Origin of the sequence: Marinomonas foliarum (genome assembly GCF_016906065.1) — a bacterium.
Classification (GTDB): Bacteria; Pseudomonadota; Gammaproteobacteria; order Pseudomonadales; family Marinomonadaceae; genus Marinomonas; species Marinomonas foliarum.
In genome coordinates, this window is sequence record NZ_CP070273.1 from 3,022,720 (window position 1) to 3,039,661 (window position 16,942).

Sequence of the window (16,942 nt, forward strand, 5' to 3'; positions counted from 1 at the left end):
ATTAGGCATTTTTTATTATGGTGTACCCTGTAAAATAATAATTTTTCAAGATCATTTTGGCTTTTAAAAAGGGTAACTCGCATGAAGATAGCGGTGGCAGGAACTGGATACGTTGGCATATCAAATGCCCTGTTATTAGCCAAGCACAATCAAGTAGTTGCTTTGGACATTGTTGCTCAGAAGGTTGACATGCTTAATAACAAGCAGTCTCCCATAGAAGATCGTGATATTGAACGCTATTTGGTCGAAGAGAACCTTAACTTTGTTGCCACTTTAGACAAAAAAGAAGCTTACTGTGATGCTGATTATGTCATCATTGCAACGCCTACTGACTATGATCCTGAAACGAATTATTTTAATACGAGTTATGTTGAATCCGTCATTCAGGATGTGATTCGTATCAATCCAAATGCTGTTATGGTGGTTAAATCTACAGTGCCAGTTGGCTTCACTAAGTCCGCTAGTGAGCGTTATGGAACTGATAATTTGTTGTTTTCGCCTGAATTTTTACGTGAAGGCAAAGCATTACATGACAATTTATTCCCTTCACGAATTATTGTTGGTGAAGTGTCTGATAGGGCTCAGGTGTTTGCCGACCTACTTGTTCAGGGGGCAGAAAAAACGGACATCGATGTTTTGCTTACTGGCTCAACCGAGGCGGAAGCTATTAAGCTGTTTGCTAATACCTATCTAGCTATGCGTGTTGCATTTTTTAATGAATTAGACAGCTACGCGGAATCCCATCAGTTGGATAGTCGCCAGATTATTCAGGGTGTAGGTTTAGATCCTCGTATTGGGAGCCACTACAATAACCCCTCATTTGGTTACGGTGGCTATTGTCTCCCTAAAGATACTAAACAGCTACTTGCTAACTATGACAAGGTGCCGAATAACTTGGTGAGAGCCATTGTTGATGCTAATGCCACTCGCAAAGATTTTATCGCTGAATCAATTCTAAAAAATAACCCTAAAGTTGTTGGTATTTACCGTTTGGTGATGAAAGTCGGATCGGATAATTTTAGAGCGTCAGCAATTCAAGGAGTCATGAAGCGTATAAAAGCAAAAGGAGTTGAGGTGGTTGTGTATGAACCCTCTCTTCTAGAAGATAACTTTTTTAATTCAAAAGTAATTAAAAACCTAGAAGAATTTAAGGCGCTTTCAGATGTTATTGTGGCTAACCGAATGACAGATGATATGTCTGATGTGAAAGATAAAGTTTATACACGTGATTTGTTTGGTGGAGATGTTTAAATGGCGAAGAAGGATTTAGCTTATTTCAAAGGCCGTCTTGCTCGAATTCGTTATTATTTATGTGAAGGCCTTGCTCTTCGTCGATCTGTTAAATCAGCAGAGGTGTTGTTGGCTGGCATTGACGTTACAAGTGAGCTACAGAATAGGGTTGACTATTGTTGTAAGCTTAATCGGTCATTCTCTCCATCTGCTAAGGCTGCCTCTGTAGCAACTTTTAAAAAGACAAAAAGCTTTGTATATTATGCAGATACAAAGCGTGTGGTGCGCCATTTTCCTGAAAATAAAAGATTTGACTATGTCTTTGGCGATGTAACTTATGTCCCAGATACGCCATCTTTTGTAAAAAGCCGCCCAATATCTGAAGATAACCAGAATTCCGTACTTCTTAAACTTAATGCTGTTCGTCATTATAAATTTTTGCCCGACTCATTAGGGTTTGAAAGTAAACGTCCTTTTGCTGTTTGGCGGGGTATGGTGTATCACCAACATCGACGTGACTTTGTTGATATGTATTGGAGTAGCAGCTTAGCCAATATAGGTCATAATGATGAGAAACTATCTAATGAGCCCAGTTATAAAGGTTTTTTATCAATCGAAGAGCAGCTTAATTACCGTTATATCATTAGTATTGAAGGAAAAGATGTAGCAACTAATTTAAAGTGGGCAATGGCATCTAATTCTTTAGTTATGATGCGCAAGCCAAAATTTGAAACATGGTTTATGGAAGGCTTGCTTGTCCCTGGGGTTCACTATGTTGAGCTGAAAGAGGATTTTTCTGATCTGGAAGAGAAGATTGAGTATTACAACCTTCATACTAGCGAGGCATTAGAGATAATTGAGCATGCCCATAAGCATGTCTCAAAATTTTTTGATAAGGATAAAGAACAGTTAGTGTCATTACTGGTAGCTAAGAAGTATTTTGGGTTAGTTGAAGATAATTAAAATAGAGAGACGGTTGGGTTTATGTCTACAGTTGGTGTACTACTTATTGTCAAAAACGAAGGCAAGGTGTTAACGAAATGCTTATCGTCTGTAGCGTCATGGGCTGATCAGATTGTGGTTGTAGATTCAGGAAGTGATGACAATACTTTAGAGATTGCACGTTCCTTTACATCGGATGTTTATGTTCATTCTGATTGGCCGGGGTTTGGTAAGCAGCGGCAGATTGCACAAAGCTATATGAATACAGAATGGGTTTTTGCAATTGATGCTGATGAGGAAGTTTCTGAGCCTCTTCAGCAAAGTATTCTGGCTGCGGTTAAGTTAAATGAGCCAGTATTGTATCGACTTGATCGCTTGAGCAGTGCTTTTGGTAAACGTATTAACCATTCAGGATGGAGTCCTGATTGGATTGTGAGGCTTTATCCTCGTGAGCTCGCTTCGTATAACGACGCGCTTGTCCACGAAAAAGTGGTGACGAACAACTCATTGGGTAGTAAGAAACTGTCAGGTCATCTATACCATGATACTTATTCGAGTCTAGCTCATTACTCGGCTAAGACAACCGGTTATCTTAAAGCGTGGGCGGATGATCGTGAAGGGAGAAAGTCTTCATCTGTATCAAAAGCTATATCGCATGCAATGGCATGTTTTATAAAAATGTACTTTGTTAAACGTGGTTTTCTTGATGGCCGGCATGGCTTTATTTTAGCGTGGTTAGCTGCGCATTCTACATTTTATAAATATATTGACTTATGGCTGCGAGAGTACCAAAAGAAATGAAAATTAGTTTAATCGTCACGACTTACAATTGGAAAGAAGCGCTTGCTATTACACTAGAAAGTATCAAAAAGCAGACCTTGCTTCCCCACGAAGTGATTGTGGCGGATGACGGCTCTAGTGAGGATACTAAGGCGTTAATCGAGGCGTATCAGCAGAATTATCCCACGCGCCTTATACATTCGTGGCAAGAGGACACCGGCTTCCGTTTGGCTGCCAGTCGTAATAAAGCAATTGCAAAGGCCCAGGGTGATTATCTTATTATTGTAGATGGTGACCTTTATTTACCAACTAGTTTTGTCGCATCTCATGCAAATGCAGCAAAAGAAAATTGTTTTGTTCAGGGTGGTAGGGTTCTTCTGGGGCCGGATATTAGTAAAAAAGTTATAGGAGGTGGGTATAAGCCACATTTCTTTAGTGCTGATATTAGAAACCGTCATAATATGCTGAATTCAGAACTACTTAGTAAGTGGTTCACAAAAATTAAGAATAATGATAAGTCTACTCGAGGCTGTAATTTTGCACTCTGGAAAAAAGATGCTATATCTGTGAATGGATATAACGAAGACTTTGAGGGGTGGGGGCGAGAAGATAGTGAAATGGTTATTCGTCTGTTAAATAGTGGGTTGGATCGCATTTACTTGAAATTTAAGGCAGTCGGTTATCATATATATCATAAAGAAAGCAGCCGTGGAATGCTTGATAAAAACCAAGAGATTTATCAGAGTGCTATTGATCAATGCCTGACTAAGTGTGCCAACGGATTGGATAAATACACTTTATGAAAGGAGTCATTATTTCGAATGATTTTTACGTATCTAAATATCTTATGAAAGATGTTGTTGATTGTAATTATGATGTTGTTTTTGAAAGTGACTTTCGTTGTCGAGTTATTAATAAATCCTTTGCACGATTCAAAGCGTTTTTGCCCTCTAAGCCTGGTCCGAATGAATGTGTTTTGGCATTTGCTATCGAGAATATCATCGTTCTAGATCAAATATATCGAAAAATAGGTAAGCCTAAAGTTTGGTTATGGAACCCTATATCATCCATGACAAGGAAAAATAAAAAGTTATTCCTATCTTATGTTCAACGCAAAGAAATTGAGGTGTGGACTTTTGATAAAAATGATGTGGAACTGTATGGTTTTGCATACCATGATCAAATTCATTCGTCTTCTTTGATTAAGTCAGATGTATCTTTATATAATCGGGCGTTTTTTTCTGGTGTGGATAAAGGGCGGCTTGAAGTTGTTAAAAATATTAGCAAAGCATTAAATTTGATTTCAATTGATAATGTTATTCATGTAGTTCGTGATAAAAACAATAATGATTATTCTGTTTCTGATTTAGGTGTTACGACAGATACCTATTTGAGTTTTGATGAGTATCTTGAGCAAGTTGAATGTAGTGATATTCTTATCGATGTTGCTCAAAATAATCAGAGAGGCGTTACTCTACGTGTCATTGAGGCCTTGTTTCAAAATAAAAAGTTGATTACTACCAATCCGCATGTGGTCTCTATGGATGGTTATTGCCCTGAAAATATATACATTTACGGCGAAGAAAATCATAGAACAATAAAAGAGTTTATAGAGACTCCTACACAGGTTATAAAAGACTCTATAAAGCTCCAATATACCTTGAAGCATTTGTTGGAGAAAATGTTCGTGGTATTTTAGTATCCTATTTTAGATGGAGCTTTTCTATAACTAGGTCTGGAGTGAGCTTATTTTGACAATTTGTATGCTCCAAAGGGCAGGTTCGTTTGAAGCAAGGTGAACATTCTAAGTGTAAATTATGAATGGTCTTGTTGTCAGTAAGCGGTGGGGTGAATAATTCGCTAGTTGATCCGTAAATTCCATGTACTTCCGTGCCAACTGCGGCAGCTATATGCATCAATCCTGAATCATTGCTAACGGCTTTTTCTGATATTGCGAGTAAATCAATAGCGTCGACTAATTGGGTTTTTCCGCACAGATTGATGGCGTATTCACCAAGACCATTAACAATTTCATCTCCGTCTACTTGATCTTTTGGACCACCCAAAACCCAGATTTGATAGCCAGCTTTAATGGCTGCTTTTGCTAATTTATGGAAATAAGCAATGGGCCACTGCTTGGATGGGCCAAACTCTGCGCCAGCCATTAGAGCAATTGCTGGCTTATTCGATAAACTGTGCTGCAGGTAGAGCTTTTTCTGATTCTCTGGGTCCACATGTAGCAGTGGAGATGGCGTGCTTGCTGGTGGGTAAGCAAGCTCGTTAGGTAGTCCTAAAGATGTGAAGCGTTTTACTGTTTGGTTCAGAATACCCTTATCTAGTTTGCGCCGTTCATTGAGTAATATAAAGCGTTGTTCGCCAGTAAAACCAACACGCAGTGGAATATCGGCAAAGAAAGGGACTAATGCCGATTTCCAAGAGCGAGGCATTACAATAGCGCGATCATAGTGCTCTGAACGAAGGGAGTAACCGAGTTTGCGTCTTGTGTTTATTCCCCATTCTCCATGGCCTGTGGGTAGAGTAATGGCATTACGAACTTCTGGCATTCTGGCTAAGATGGGGGAAGACCATTTTGGACCAATTACATCAATAACAGCCTCTTTATCACGCTGTTTTAGCGTGATAAAGAGGCTTTGAGCCATTACCATGTCACCAACCCAAGACGGGCCAACAATTAAATATTTAGCCATTCGTATCGAGCCAACCTAAGTAATCTTGAACGCCTTGAGCTAATCCTCGGAATTGGCCCTCATAACCAGCGTTACGAAGTTTTGTTATGTCCGCTTCAGTAAAGCTTTGATAAGCGCCCTTTAGATGTTCGGGGAATGGGATGTATTCAATTTCACCCTTATCGTAATGGGATATCACTGTTTCCGCAATTGTACGGAATGGCTCAGCTTTACCTGTACCTAGGTTGAAAATTCCTGTTTTTTCTGGGTTTTCTAGAAACCAAAGCTTGGTGTTCACTAGGTCCTCAACGTAAATGAAGTCACGGCTTTGACCGCCAGCTTCATAGCCATCATAGGCACCAAAAAGTTTTGGATTTTCTCCTGCTAGTACTTGGTTTCGAAGGTGAAAAGCCACGCTCGCCATGCTGCCTTTATGCTGTTCACGAGGGCCATACACGTTGAAATAGCGGAAGCCTACAATTTGGCTTTTCGCGTCCGGCAAGATAGCGCGAATATATTGGTCAAATTGAAATTTGGAGTAGGCGTACATATTCAGTGGTTTTTCGTTTTTACGTGATTCTTGGAAAACGGGGCCAGAACCATAAACCGATGCGGATGAAGCGTAAGAGAAAGGCGCGTCATTCTTTAAGCAAAAGTCTAATACTGCTTTTGAGTATTGGTAATTCACGTCCATGACGTATTTGCCGTTCCATTCAGTGGTTGCTGAGCAAGCGCCTTCATGGAAAATTGCAGTAGGAATAATGCCTAGTGTGTCATTTTTAATAGCGTCTAAAAAATCGTACATATCCATGTAATCTGCAATATCAAGATCGGATAAATTTAGGCACTTTTTTCCATCTGTTAGATCATCAACCAAAAGGATATCTGTGATGCCCTTGTTGTTTAAGGCTTTGATGATATTACTGCCGATAAACCCGGCACCGCCGGTTACTATATACATAATGCATTTATCCTAATGTCTAAGGTTTACTTAACCAAGTTTGCCTCTAGAGTTGTGAGCTAAACTCAGAAAGAACCATGAAAACTGTTGTTCGCTTTTGCCCATGCTATCACTTCTGTCAGGCCGAGAAAAATATGATAACTGCTGGTTCCGGGGAGTGGAAAGTCTTTTGCTGAGTTGTCTTCGTTAAGGTATTCATTCCAGCGTCCATTTGGGAGCAAATAGTATTGTTGCATGAAATTGACAGCCTTAACCAAGCGATCTATTTTTTCCTCTTTTCCAATGGGCATAACAGTGATGGCCTTTAAATATTCAGTGATTGGCCAAATACGCTTTTCTCTATCGAGAGGTTGATGGGTATTTCCATCTATTTGATTATAAATACCACCATTTTCTGCGAGACCATAACGGGTTGCCGTTAACCATAGTTGTTGAGCTAAATCAGTGTACTCCGAGTTAGGCAGTATTTTATTTGCTTGGAAGAGCAGCCATACCCATTCGAAGTGATGCCCAGGCTCTACTTGATTGCCTGTTTTAGGATCAAGGCTCCAATCTGTACTGAAAAATTCTCGTAGAGTCTTTGTTTCTTTGTGATAGAAGTGCTTGAGCGATAATGAAAGTAGAGACTGGATGGCCTCTTTATATTCTTCATCATGTGTTGCTTTAAAAGCCGCTACATAACCCTCTAGTAAATGCATATGAGGATTTTGACGTCGTACCTGTTTGCTGTCCACAGGATAGGACTCAAAAAAACCACCGTATTCGGCTTGCATGTTTTCTAATAAAAATCGATGTGTTTTCTTCATGAATTGAAGAGCACGATCGTCACTAGTGACAGCATAGTAGTGACTAAAAGAGAGTAGAATAAAGGCTAGAGCATAGGCGTCAGAATGCTTATCCTTTACAGACAAGTCGTCGTTCAAAGAAAAAATCCAGCGGTCATTGATGAAATAATTAGAGATGATGAATTCGAATAGAGGAGCTAGTTTTTCTTGCCACTCTGGCGTGTTCTTTATCTGACAAGCATGGCTGAAAGTATATAGTTGACGGCATTGTGTTAATAAACGAACACGCCCAAGCGGGTTATTTGTCCAATCGTGATTCATGCTTTCGTAACTATGGCCATCTTCCTTATTAATACCATAACGAGACCAATTGTTTAAAAGCTCATCAAATAAAAACGATTGGCTAGATAGTAGAGCGGAATTCAGCATTGTGTAAAAGCCTTATTTCGTATGTTTTAGGTATGTCCAACTTGGCAGAGTAGTATGATAAGATGAGTGTCTCTAAAAATCGATTATTATGTGGCTATGAACTCTTCGTATCTAAATTTTAAAGATAAACACATCCTTGTTGTTGGGGATGTTATGTTAGATCGCTATTGGCATGGCGGCACCTCGCGTATTTCTCCTGAAGCCCCTGTACAAGTCGTTAAAGTTTCAAATATTGAAGATAGGCCTGGTGGTGCCGCAAACGTAGCATTGGGCTTAGCCAAATTAGGCGTTTCTGTAACGCTAATTGGTGTGGTTGGTAATGATGAAAATGCTGATATATTGTCTTGCTGCTTAGAAAAAGAGGGTGTGACCTGTCGATTTGTGCGCTCAGAAACCTTGCCCACTATCACTAAACTACGGGTTATGAGCCGTCATCAGCAGCTTATTCGCTTAGATTTTGAAGAACGCAAAGATAGTCAATCTCAAAATGATGCCTTAGAAAAAACTGTTGAAGAGTGTTTGCCCGAATCTGATGCCGTTATTTTTTCTGACTATGCTAAAGGCTGCCTAGCAGACGTTCAGGCATTAATTAAACTATCAAATGCTGCAGGGGTACCCAGCTTTGTTGATCCTAAAGGTAATGACTTCTCCATTTATCATGGGGCAACTTTAGTTAAGCCGAACTTGCTTGAGTTTGAGACCATTGTTGGCAAGTGTCATTCAACGAAAGAGCTGGAAGAAAAAGCCAACACTCTTCGAGAGCAATTTGGCTGGAAGGCTTTATTAGTCACTCGTGGAGAAGATGGCCTGATTTTATTGAGTGAGGATAAACCTCCTTTCTCTTTGGCTACGGCGGCTAAAGAAGTGTTTGATGTTACTGGCGCAGGTGATACCGTTATTGCCGTATTGACCGCTGTTTATGTGACAAGTAAGCGTTTCATTGATGCGGTTGAGTACGCGAATCAAGCTGCCGGCTATGTTGTCGGTAAACTTGGAACAGCCTCTATTAGTGCTGAACGACTTGAAGCCATTATGTTTCAACGTTCACATAGTTCTAACTTTGGCGTGCTTTCCCCTGATGATCTCCTTGCACAAATTAAACTCGCGCAAATGAATGGTGAAAAAATCGTTTTTACGAATGGATGTTTCGATATTCTTCATCCGGGTCATATTGCTTATATGAAACAGGCTAAGGCTCTTGGGGATCGCTTGATTGTTGCTGTTAACACAGACTCATCGGTTAAGCGTCTCAAGGGGGAAAAACGTCCGATAAATAACCTGATTCATCGTATGTCTGTACTCGAAGGGGTTGGGGCAATTGATTGGGTGACATGGTTTGATGAAGACACACCAAAAGAAATTATTGAATTCTTAACTCCAGATGTTTTGGTTAAAGGTGGGGATTATTCCATAGAAACAATCGTTGGTGCTGATCATGTCTTAGCTCATGGTGGAGATGTTAAGGTGTTAACCTTTGTTGATGGTTATTCAACTACCTCAATCATAGAAAAAGCGAACTTATAAATGCAAGACAAAGATAATGTTGAGGCTTTACCTCAAAAGGCGGCCGTATCTGGCATGAAAATTTATTTTCGTTTGTTGGGGTATGTGCGTTCGTCTTGGTTCTATTTACTGTTAAGTGTCATCGGCTATGTGATTTATGCAGCAATGGAGCCTGCTTTGGCCGCTTTGTTAAAGCATATTGTTGATATTGTCTCAGTGGGTAGTATTTCAGAAAGCCGCTTGTTGATACCTATGGCCATTCTGGGTGTATTCATTGCTAGAGGGGTAGGTACTTTTTTAGGTAACTATTTTATGGCAAAAGTGGCTAATAATGTTGTGTTCGATTTGAGAACCAGCATGTTTAACAAATTAGTGTTATTGCCTTCTAATTATTATCACTCTATTCCTACTGGAAGACTACTTGCTAAATTAACATATGATACAGAGCAGGTAATTGGGTCTATCACTCAAGCAATACGAGTTCTTCTACGTGAAGGGTTAACTGTTGTTGGTTTGTTCAGTTATATGGTCTACATGAACTGGCGTCTTTCTTTACTGTTTTTAGTGGTTATTCCTTTGATAGGCTTGGTGGTGTCTTACGCTTCTAAGCGTTTTCGTAAATTGAGTACCCGTATTCAAAATGCTATGGGAGGTGTAACAGATGTTGCATCTGAAGCGATTAAAGGGCATGAGGTTGTCAAAATATTTGGCGGTAGCCATTACGAAACTGAGCGATTTAATAAAGCTGCGCATGAGAATCGACGTTCGCAGTTAAAAATGGAAATGACTAAGTCCCTGAATATTCCAATTGTGCAGTTTATTCTTGCTTTGATGATGGCTGCTTTGATTTGGCTCGCTTTGAGTCCTTCTATCAGTTCTCATATGTCTCCAGGGGACTTTATTGCTTTTCTGACCGCTGCGGGCATGTTAGGTAAACCTATTCGTCAGTTAACGGATGTGAATAGTATTTTGCAAAAAGGCATCGCGGCCTCCTACAGCATTTTTGACTTCCTCGATATGGAAGAGGAGGTCGACAAGGGAGGGGTGTCAATAGAGCGCTTAAAAGGGAATATTGAATGGCGCTCTATGTCGTTCAAATACCCTGATGCCGATAAAAAAGCTTTGATTAATATTAATCTATCATTACCAGCAGGTAAGACTTTAGCGTTGGTGGGGCGATCTGGTAGTGGTAAGTCTACCATGGCAAATTTGATTCCTCGTTTTTACGATTTTGATGAAGGCAGCATTAGTATTGATGGTGTTTTTATCAATGATTATAAACTGACGGAATTGCGTTCAAATATTGCTCTAGTTAATCAGCAAGTAGTTCTGTTTAACGGTACGATTCGCGAAAACATTGCTTATGGTCACCTGAGTGATTCTAGCAATGATGCAGTTGTTGATGCGGCGAAAGCGGCTAATGCATGGGAGTTTATTCAGGAGCTGGATAATGGTTTAGACACCATGGTCGGAGAAAATGGTGTGTTGCTTTCTGGTGGTCAACGTCAGCGCATAGCCATTGCTCGAGCCATCCTGAAAAATGCGCCGATTTTAATACTAGATGAAGCTACTTCGGCATTAGACACTGAATCTGAGCGTGCTATTCAGACAGCGTTAGACGGTTTGATGGAAAACCGTACGACTATAGCTATTGCCCATCGATTATCAACTATTGAGAACGCCGATATTATTGCTGTTGTAGATCACGGGGAAATCATTGAGCAAGGTTCACATAGTGAATTGTTGGCGATGAATGGGGCTTATGCTCAACTTCATAATCAGCAGTTTAGTGATACGACCGCCTAATTATGTGGCTTTACCGTATTCTAATTGGTCTGTTTACGCCGCTTGTTTTGTTAAAAATTCGGCGGTTTAAAAAAGACTATGTGAATTATAGGGCGAAAGAGGCGTTTGGTTTCTGGTCACCTGTTGAGGCCGATTTGTGGGTTCACTGTGCTTCTGTAGGGGAAGTTTTGGCTGTACGGCCATTAGTGACTCAGTGGCAAGAGAAGTTTCCTACGCATCGATTATTAATCACGACGATGACGCCCACTGGTGCAGAGCAAGTGGCGAAAACTTTTCCATTTGCTGAGCACCGCTACTTGCCGATGGATTGGCGCTCTAGCGTAAAAAGAGCGCTCAAAAAACTTTCCTGTAAACACCTTTTGATTGTTGAAACTGAGCTCTGGCCAAATTTACTGCAGCTTTCAAAACAACGGGGGTTACGGATAGACGTGCTAAATGCTCGCTTGAGTGACCGTTCTTTTCAGCGTTATCAAAAGTTCTCAACTATTTCACGTCCATTGTTTGCTTTACCTGACTGCTTTTTGGCTCATGCGCAAGCGGATGCTACGCGCTTTGAAGCGATGGGGGCAAAGAGAGTGCTGGTCATAGGAAGTATCAAGTTTGATCTCGCTGTTCCCCCAGAGGTATTTCAGGCTAATTGGCGCAGCCAGCTTGGCCCTCGTTTTGTTTGGGTGGGAGGAAGCACACATCAGGGTGAAGATGAAATGCTGTTGCGAATTCATAAGTCGTTACAGCAAAAATATCCAGATGCATTGTTAATACTGGTTCCCCGTCATCCGGAGCGCTTTGAGGCGGTCAAGGCGTCAGCTATGCAGTCTTTTGAGCGCGTTGCGCTTCGAAGTCAAACAGAGTTGGATCAATGGGATAAGTTTGATGTAGTGATAGGCGACTCTATGGGGGAGTTGATGTATTACTATCAGGCCTCTGATATAGCCTTTGTTGGTGGTAGTTTGATTAAACGAGGCGGCCATAATCCGATTGAGCCTGCTCTACTTGGTAAAGCGATTATAGTTGGCCCTTATACGTTTAATTTTCTAGATATTACAGAGCAGCTTTTACAGGTGAATGGCGCGATTCGTTGCCAAGACGAGACGCAATTAGAGAAAGTTGTCATTGATCTTGCGGGGCAATCGTCCCAACGATTCCGACTAGGCCAGTCTGCATTACGTTTCGCCGAAAAAAATCAAGGCGCTGTGACGAGAGTGCTTAGCGAAATAGACTTCCGCTAAGCGACTCTTTACAATAGCGACCATTATCTCATGGGGTGTTTTAGCATTTAATAAATGTTAAAGCTGAGAAGCGGTTTTACCGCTAACCCACCGAACCTGATCCAGATCATGCTGGCGTAGGAATCGAGATAGCAAGTTGAGCTACCAGCATGTGTAGTAGTTCAAATATCACTCTTGCCATTTCCCCTGTACGCCGCTCACTTATTTTTTAGGAGCGACACTTTGAAACCATTTTCTTTATCCTCTCTTTTTTCTACGACTGCCATTAGTCTTAGTATGGTTATTGCGCCAGTATCATTGGCGGCAGATACTCTAAATGTTTATACCTATGACTCATTCGCATCTGATTGGGGGCCGGGTCCTAAGATAAAAGCGAACTTTGAAAAAGAGTGTGCATGTGAAGTGAATTTCGTCGCGTTGGACTCTTCGGTTGGTATTTTGTCTCGTGTGCAACTAGAAGGTAAATCGTCTCAAGCTGATGTGCTTTTGGGACTAGACTTAAACCTAATGGAAGCTGCAAAACAGACAGGCTTATTGGTTAACCATGCTGTTGATACGTCGGCTGTTACTATTACTGGTGGCTGGTCTGATAAAACGTTCGTGCCATTTGACCAAGGGCATTTTGCTTTTGTTTACAATTCTGAAACGCTTTCTAATCCACCGAGTAGTTTGAAAGACGTAGTAGACAATCAAGACCTTCGAGTCATTTATCAGGATCCGCGAACCAGCACGCCTGGTTTGGGTTTATTGTTGTGGATGAAGTCTGTCTATGGCAATGATGCAGCTGATGCCTGGGAGCGCTTAGCAAGTCATACTGTTACTGTGACGAAAGGTTGGTCTGATGCTTACGGATTGTTCTTAAAAGGCGAGGCAGATGTTGTATTGAGTTATACGACTTCGCCTGCGTATCATATTGTGGCAGAAGGTGAGAATAAGTATAAAGCTGCCGCCGCTAGTGAAGGCCTTTATCCACAAATTGAAGTTGCCGCAATGATGAAAGACGCGCCTCACCCTGATTTGGCTAAGCATTTTATGCAGTTTATTTTGCAACCCGGTTTTCAATCGACTGTTGCGACAGGGAATTGGATGTTGCCTGTTGTTAAGCTGGATGAAAAACTACCATCAGCATTTGATAGTGCTTTAAAGCCAGCTAAGAATTTAGTTTTGCCTGCAACTGAGGTTGCGCAAAACCGTAAGGCTTGGGTAGATGAGTGGTTGGATGCGACGACGCGATAGAAGGAACTAAGTTGCTCTTTTTACGAACGGCGAAAAGACTCGCGCCAGCGTTAATGGGTGTTGGTATTTTCTTGTTGGTAGGGGCTGCCAGTCTGGCGGCTCTTTTACGTTATAGTGATCTGCCGTCATGGCTTGGCTATCTGCAGCAGCCCTATCTTTGGCGAGTGGTTCGCTTTTCTTTATGGCAAGCTCTGCTGAGTAGTGGTATCAGCTTACTTATCGCCATACCTGTGGCTTCCTGCCTTATTCATCGTTCATTTTATGGGCGATCAGCACTTCTTCAGCTATTCTCAATTTCTATGGTGGTACCAACCATTGTGGCTGTTTTAGGGGTGGTGGTAGTTTATGGCCGTACTGGTTGGCTGAGTCAAATGTTTGGTGTGCAAGTTCCTTTATATGGCTTGGTTGGGATTTTATTGGCTCATGTGTTCTTTAATATGCCATTGGCGGTGCGTCTTTTATTGCAGGGATATGATTTGATCCCAGCAGGGCAGTGGCGTCAGGCTTCGCAGCTGGGATTCTCTCGCTGGGCAGCCTTTCGATTGATCGAGTGGCATTATATGAAGAAAGCCTTGCCAGGCGCGTTTGTGCTGATTTTTATGTTGTGTTTTTCTAGCTTTGCTGTGGTGTTGAGCCTGGGGGGCGGGCCAAAATTCAGTACTTTAGAAGTGGCCATATATCAGGCGCTACGTTTTGATTTTGATCTCAATAAGGCCAGTTTCTTGGCGCTGTTGCAGGTATTTATATGTACCTTATTTGCGGTTGTAGTTTATAGGCTCGCCCCGGTGAATCGCCAAGATGCGAGCCTGTTAGCTGTTAAAAGTTATGTTCTCAAAGATTCTATCTTAGCTAAATTGGCAGATGGTCTTGCTATGCTCTGTGCTCTTTTGTTGGTTATCCCACCTTTTGTGGCTATTTTTGACCCTGTTTTTTCACCTGTCTTTTTAAGCACATTACAGTCGACTGCCTTGTGGGGTGCTGTGCTTGTTTCTATGAAAATTGCGCTGCCTGCTGCGTTGTTGAGTTTATTGCTGGGTATTTGTTTTGGGGTGCTGGCGCGTTTTTGTATGGCTCGTCAGTACTTGGCGTTTTTGCCGAATAAAATAGAGCATTTAGGTAATATGATTTTAATGGTGCCAGGATTAGTGATTGCCACAGGGTTGTTTTTAACTTTGCGAGACCTTGGTATCGGGTTGCAGTCGAGCTATTGGATTGTTGTTTGGGTTAACTCTGTGATGGCTCTGCCTTTTGTGTTGCGGGCACTTATGCCTGTTCTGTACCAGCAGGAGCGACGCTTTAGAAATATTTATTTGAGTTTAGGCATTCATTCGTGGGCCCGATGGCGCCTAGAATGGCCGCTTATTAGAAGAAGTGTTGCACAGGCATTTGGTTACGCGCTTTTGCTTTCTTTGGGGGATATGGGAGTTATTGCGTTATTTGGTAGTCAGGGTTTGGTGTCCTTACCCTTGTATTTGTTTCAATTGATTGGTTCTTATCGTTTGGAAGAGGGAGCTTGTGTCGCTGTGGTATTGATCTCTTTGTGCTTGATGCTGTTTTATTGCTCGTCTCGCTTTATTGGTGGAGTAACTATTCGTGTTAAAGATTGATCTTCAATATGATTGGGAAAATTTTCATGCGAATTACTGTGTGAATATTTTCCCCGGTGTCACCACTTTGCTTGGTGGTAGCGGCGAAGGGAAAAGTACACTTCTACATTTGCTGGGGGGCTTTTTAACAGGTCGAGGAGTGCTTTCTTTCAACGAGGCATCTCTTCTTTCTTTGCCTGCTTATGAAAGGCCGATTTCGACCTTATTTCAAAGTGATAATTTATTCCCTCAATTAACTGTCTGGCAAAATGTTGCTATAGGCTTGTCTCCTTCATTGTCTTTGAGTAAAGAGCAAAAGCAAAAAGTCCAATGGGCACTTGATAAAACACAGCTGCTTGATAAAGCCGAACGTTTTCCCCAGGCGTTGTCTGGCGGCCAAGCTCAGCGAGTCGCTATTGCTCGAGCACTGGTTCGGAAAAAGCCGATCTTATTGTTAGATGAACCTTTTAGTGCGCTGGATCCAGCATTGCGTGAAGAAATGCTGCACTTGGTTAATGATGTAACCCAAGAGCTGGAGCTAACGACCTTGCTGGTGTCGCATTTACCAAGGGAAGCGACTTTGGTTGGCGGACGTGTCATTCTGATTGAGCGGGGTTGTGTTACGGCTCATGAGTCCGTATCGGTATTGTCCCAGGCTGAGCCTCATCCACTTTTTTTTCGTTACTTTGGCGTTTCTGGTCCTGAAGAGATTTAGCATCGTCATGTTTAATAACTCGATAAGTTAGTTTTGTTAGGTTAAATATTTCTTCTACTTTTCTTAAATATAGAGTGACCACGTGTTGGATAACAATGAGTTGTTGAAAAAAGGGATTGCTATGACAATTGCATATGCGTTTGTTATGTCGATTACTGCGTTGGCAGCCAAGCAGGCACAAACCATGATTGCGGTATCAACACTGGTTTTCTGGCAAAGCTTGTTTTGTGCCTTAATTTTATTGCCACAAATGCGAGGCCGTTGGCAAAAGCGCCCATTTTCAGTTTGGAAAATTCATTTCCTGCGTAGCTTTGGTGGTTTCATTGGCTTTCTTTGCTATTACTGGTCCTTAAATCATATTCCTTTAGTAGAGGCGTCTTTGCTTAGAACCTGCGCGCCCTTATGTGTGCCGTTTGTTGTCTTAATTCTCCATAAAATAAGGGTGCCGAAAAGCCGTTGGGTGCCACTTGTGGTTGGTTTTATTGGTGTGTCGTTTATTATTCAGCCAACGCCAGATCATTTGAATCCTTGGCATATTGTTGGCTTTATTTCAGCTATTGGCTTGGCGCTGTCGATGGTGACGACACGTATGTTGTCACAGCAAGTGTCAGGCCAAGAGACGTTGTTTGTGTATTTCTTTGTCTCGACAGCGTTGTCTCTTCCCTTGGTGTTTATCCAAGGGGATTCTGTCGTTCTGCCTATTGATGTATGGCCTCTGGTTGCAGTGGTTACTATTACACTATACGTTGGAATGTATCTTTATAATCTGGCTTACACTTATGCACCAGCCAGTATAGTGTCACCAGTGAGTTATGTTGGTGTTGTCTTTAGTGGCTTTTGGGGGTGGGCCGTTTGGGAGCATGTGCCAGATATTTACGCCATTCTTGGAATGTTATTTATTTTCTCAAGTATTTTAATTAGTACCCGAATGGCGCGTGATAGGGGGTAGTTTTTTTGTTGGTGATTCTTGTGGAGTAATGAAGCCCACTATGAGTACAGTGTAGACATAGAAGCCGATTAACGGCATTTCCTTTAGCTACTGTATAATCATTA

General features: G+C 41.6%; 15 protein-coding genes and 1 riboswitch. Of the genes, 12 read left to right on the plus strand and 3 right to left on the minus strand.

From position 1 onward, the window contains the following. Nucleotides 1-81 precede the first annotated feature (81 nt). The 5 genes from JSY38_RS14025 to JSY38_RS14045 are packed head-to-tail and all read left to right on the plus strand — an operon-like array spanning nucleotide 82 to nucleotide 4,651. On the plus strand, nucleotides 82-1,251 hold the full coding sequence (locus tag JSY38_RS14025; RefSeq protein ID WP_205113699.1) for a nucleotide sugar dehydrogenase: 1,170 nt from the start codon (nucleotides 82-84) through the stop codon (nucleotides 1,249-1,251). Further along, nucleotides 1,252-2,193 (plus strand): glycosyl transferase family 90, encoded by a 942-nt coding sequence (locus tag JSY38_RS14030; RefSeq protein WP_205113701.1) that lies wholly within the window; start codon nucleotides 1,252-1,254, stop codon nucleotides 2,191-2,193. A 21-nt stretch (nucleotides 2,194-2,214) separates the two neighbouring features. Continuing rightward, entirely contained in the window at nucleotides 2,215-2,973 is a 759-nt protein-coding gene (locus JSY38_RS14035) for a glycosyltransferase family 2 protein (RefSeq protein ID WP_205113703.1), read from the plus strand. Continuing rightward, complete coding sequence (locus JSY38_RS14040; protein WP_205113705.1) at nucleotides 2,970-3,755, plus strand: glycosyltransferase family 2 protein; 786 nt, start codon at nucleotides 2,970-2,972, stop codon at nucleotides 3,753-3,755. Before JSY38_RS14035 ends, JSY38_RS14040 begins: the two co-directional genes overlap by 4 nt. After that, nucleotides 3,752-4,651: a WaaS/CpsH family glycosyltransferase gene (locus JSY38_RS14045; protein ID WP_205113707.1), complete on the plus strand. Its 900-nt coding sequence runs from the start codon at nucleotides 3,752-3,754 to the stop codon at nucleotides 4,649-4,651. The genes JSY38_RS14040 and JSY38_RS14045 overlap by 4 nt, the downstream gene beginning before the upstream one ends. Nucleotides 4,652-4,655: 4 nt before the next feature. On the opposite strand, the gene waaF is transcribed toward JSY38_RS14045, so the two are convergent. The 3 genes from waaF to JSY38_RS14060 form a co-directional block, all read right to left on the minus strand. Next, complete coding sequence (waaF, locus tag JSY38_RS14050) at nucleotides 4,656-5,660, minus strand: lipopolysaccharide heptosyltransferase II (protein WP_205113709.1); 1,005 nt, start codon at nucleotides 5,658-5,660, stop codon at nucleotides 4,656-4,658. Next, nucleotides 5,653-6,600: an ADP-glyceromanno-heptose 6-epimerase gene (gene rfaD / locus JSY38_RS14055; RefSeq protein ID WP_205113711.1), complete on the minus strand. Its 948-nt coding sequence runs from the start codon at nucleotides 6,598-6,600 to the stop codon at nucleotides 5,653-5,655. The genes waaF and rfaD overlap by 8 nt, the downstream gene beginning before the upstream one ends. Before the next feature lie 65 nt (nucleotides 6,601-6,665). After that, on the minus strand, nucleotides 6,666-7,814 hold the full coding sequence (locus tag JSY38_RS14060; protein ID WP_205113713.1) for an AGE family epimerase/isomerase: 1,149 nt from the start codon (nucleotides 7,812-7,814) through the stop codon (nucleotides 6,666-6,668). A 96-nt stretch (nucleotides 7,815-7,910) separates the two neighbouring features. On the opposite strand from JSY38_RS14060, the gene hldE reads away from it, so the two are divergent. The 7 genes from hldE to JSY38_RS14095 all read left to right on the plus strand — a co-directional run bounded on the left by hldE (nucleotide 7,911) and on the right by JSY38_RS14095 (nucleotide 16,838). Beyond that, nucleotides 7,911-9,338, plus strand: coding sequence for a bifunctional D-glycero-beta-D-manno-heptose-7-phosphate kinase/D-glycero-beta-D-manno-heptose 1-phosphate adenylyltransferase HldE (gene hldE / locus JSY38_RS14065; protein WP_205116844.1), 1,428 nt, complete (start codon nucleotides 7,911-7,913; stop codon nucleotides 9,336-9,338). Beyond that, complete coding sequence (msbA, locus tag JSY38_RS14070; protein WP_205113715.1) at nucleotides 9,339-11,123, plus strand: lipid A export permease/ATP-binding protein MsbA; 1,785 nt, start codon at nucleotides 9,339-9,341, stop codon at nucleotides 11,121-11,123. Between the two features lie 2 nt (nucleotides 11,124-11,125). Further along, nucleotides 11,126-12,352 carry a 3-deoxy-D-manno-octulosonic acid transferase gene (locus JSY38_RS14075; protein WP_205113717.1) on the plus strand — a complete coding sequence of 409 codons (1,227 nt, stop codon included), beginning with the start codon at nucleotides 11,126-11,128 and terminating at the stop codon, nucleotides 12,350-12,352. A gap of 21 nt (nucleotides 12,353-12,373) precedes the next feature. Next, a riboswitch (TPP riboswitch) is annotated at nucleotides 12,374-12,493 on the plus strand. Nucleotides 12,494-12,574: 81 nt separating this feature from the next. Then, nucleotides 12,575-13,588, plus strand: coding sequence for a thiamine ABC transporter substrate binding subunit (gene thiB, locus JSY38_RS14080; RefSeq protein ID WP_239543976.1), 1,014 nt, complete (start codon nucleotides 12,575-12,577; stop codon nucleotides 13,586-13,588). An 11-nt stretch (nucleotides 13,589-13,599) separates the two neighbouring features. Then, a complete protein-coding gene (thiP, locus tag JSY38_RS14085) occupies nucleotides 13,600-15,195 on the plus strand; it encodes a thiamine/thiamine pyrophosphate ABC transporter permease (RefSeq protein WP_239543977.1) in 1,596 nt (531 codons plus the stop codon). Continuing rightward, nucleotides 15,182-15,889, plus strand: a complete 708-nt coding sequence (locus tag JSY38_RS14090) for a thiamine ABC transporter ATP-binding protein (protein ID WP_205113719.1) — start codon at nucleotides 15,182-15,184, stop codon at nucleotides 15,887-15,889. Before thiP ends, JSY38_RS14090 begins: the two co-directional genes overlap by 14 nt. Nucleotides 15,890-16,010: 121 nt before the next feature. Then, nucleotides 16,011-16,838: a DMT family transporter gene (locus JSY38_RS14095; RefSeq protein WP_239543978.1), complete on the plus strand. Its 828-nt coding sequence runs from the start codon at nucleotides 16,011-16,013 to the stop codon at nucleotides 16,836-16,838. The last annotated feature ends 104 nt before the right edge of the window (nucleotides 16,839-16,942 follow it).